The organism is Chrysiogenia bacterium, assembly GCA_020434085.1.
Taxonomy (GTDB): Bacteria; JAGRBM01; JAGRBM01; order JAGRBM01; family JAGRBM01; genus JAGRBM01.
The window spans coordinates 1-2445 of the sequence record JAGRBM010000114.1 but is presented as its reverse complement, the minus strand read 5'-3'; the positions used below and the strand labels follow the sequence as shown (position 1 = coordinate 2445).

The 2445-nt window shown below is 65.6% G+C and carries 1 protein-coding gene; it reads right to left on the bottom strand.

Annotation, left to right across the window (positions count from 1 at the left end):
• Nucleotides 1–233: 233 nt before the first annotated feature.
• Nucleotides 234–2445: hypothetical protein (locus KDH09_03850; protein ID MCB0218802.1), on the bottom strand; the 2212-nt coding region annotated here is incomplete at its 5' end.

Here is a 2445-nt window from a genome sequence, read left to right as displayed (position 1 = left end):
GGGTGAGGGTTTCGTTGCTGCAACAACACAACCCTCACCCGCGCCTTCGGCGCGACCTCTCCCAGCGGGAGAGGTGGGAGACTCGTCCACGTCCACGACTACCGTCCACGACGAACGAGAAGAAGGCGCGGATGCGCCCGTGGACGTGGACGTGGACGTGGACGTGGACGTGGACGAAAACTGGGTTGGCGCAAGCGCGCCGTCAATGCAAGCAGGCGAAGCCTGCTTCGCCCCTACTCCCCCAGCACCCGCAGATATACCTCGCGGATTGCCTCGGTCTGGCGGCGGTAGTCCTCGAGCAGCTTGCGGCGCACGGTCGCGTCGCGCTGGCCCTTGTCGTATCCCATGCGCAACGCCAGACCCGTCAGGTCGCCGGTTTCCTGATCGAAGTCGGAGATGGAGCGGTTTTCCACGACGCGCAGGCGGCTGGAGAGGCGCTTTAAAAACTGCCAGCCCTTGCCGAGCGCCGCCGCGTCTTTTTCCCCGAGCAGGCCCAGCGCGGCGAGCTCTTCGATGACGCGCGCGGTGGGCACGGGTTCAATAAGCTGCGGGAATTCCCGCGCGTGGAGAAGCTGGAGGTATTGGGTGAGCGATTCGACGTCGAGAATTCCGCCGCGGCCGGTCTTTAGATCGCGATGCTCGGGCGTTTCCTTTGCCAGCTCGTGTTCCATGCGGCCGCGAATGTGGCGGACCTTTTCGGCAAAGTCGCCGGGCAGCTCCCCGAGCAGCACTTCGCGGCGGGCGCGTTCAAAAGCGTTGGCCAGCTCTTCGTTCCCGGCAACGGGCCTTGCACGCAGCAGGGCCTGGCGCTCCCAGACCTCGGCGCTCTTCTCGTGGTATTTGCAGAAGGATTCGAGCGAAACGACCAGCATCCCCTGCCGCCCCGAGGGGCGCAGCCGGGCGTCGATTTCGTAGCAGATGCCCTGGGCGGTGCGGGTCTGGATGACGTTGATGAACTTCTGCGCGAGGCGAACCGAGAGGTCCTGCACCTCGAAGGAGTCCGAGGACTCGGCATCGAAAAAGAAGATGACGTCGAGATCGCTGCCATACGAGAGCTCGCGGCTGCCGAGCTTACCCATCCCGACGATGAGGAACTGGGCGTCCTGGGGCAGCGGCTTTCCGCGCAGCGCCATCAGGTCCTTGGAGAGCTGCAGGCCGCGACCGGCGCAGACCTCGGCCACTTCGGTGAGCTGGGCTTCGGCCTCGGCAAGCGAGACCTTCTCGTCGAGATCCAGGAGGCCGGTGTTGAGCACCTCGCGATTGACAAAGGCGCGCAGCCCGTCGAGGGCGCCCTCTTCGTCGAGGCCCTCGCCCTCGCGCATGAAGTCCTTTGCGATGGCCTGCGCGTCGGCTTCAAGCTGCTCGCGACTGAGCAGCAGCACGTCGGGGTCATCGAAGAGCGATTCCACGAGCCGCGGATGGGCGGCGGCAAAGGAGGAGAGAAAATCGGAACCCGCGAACAGGCGCACGAGCCGGTCGATGATCTCCGGCCGGTCGAGCAGCAGGCCGTAGTAGAAGCTGCGCGAGCCAACGCCCTCGATGAAGCGCGAGAGGTTGTTGAGCGCGCGTTCGGGATCGGCGCTCTCGCGCACGCGCTGTGCGAGCCTGGCTGCAAGGGCCTCGATCATCGGAGCGCCGCCGGGCGAGGTCATCAATTGCCGGGCGCTGCGATCGAAGAGCGCGAGCACCTGGTCGCCCTCTTCCTCGAAGAACAGGCGCCCGAAACTCTCGCGCACGCACTTTCGCTGGGCATCGAGTTCTTTCTCAAAGGCGGCAACGCAGTCTTCGCCAAGAAAGCCCATGCTGCGCGCCAGCCGCGTGAGCGCCTCGGCCGAATCGGGCAGCGAGTGGGTCTGCTGCTCGCCCACCATCTGCAGCCGGTTCTCGACGCGGCGAAGGAACCAGTAGGCATGGAGCAGGCAATTCACTTCTTCAGCCGAATGCAGGTTCACCTCGGCCAGCGCGCGCAGGGTTTCCTGCGTGCCACGCAGCCGGATCTGCGGGATGCGCCCGCCGTGGAGAAGCTGGGCGGCCTGGGCGACGAACTCCACGTCGCGGATGCCGCCGCTGCCGAGCTTCACATTGAAGGTGCTCGCCTTTCGCTCCTGGTCGGCCTCGACCTTGCGCTTCATCCCCTTGATGGCTTCGAGCCCGGCGTAGTCGATGCTGCCCGAATAGATCATCGGGTCCATTGCGCGCACGACGCGCCAACCGAAGGGCTCGTCACCGGCAACGACGCGGGCCTTCATAAAGGCCGCTTTTTCCCAGGTGTCGGCCCAGGCCTCGAAGTAGGTGAGATAGTTCTCGGAGGAAATCACCAGGGGGCCGGCCTTGCCCTCGGGGCGCAGGTCGAGATCGACGCGGTAGAGGAAGCCGTCGCCGGTCACCTCGGCGACGATGCGCCCGTAGGCCTGGGCCAGCCGCGAGAAATACTCCACGGGAGAG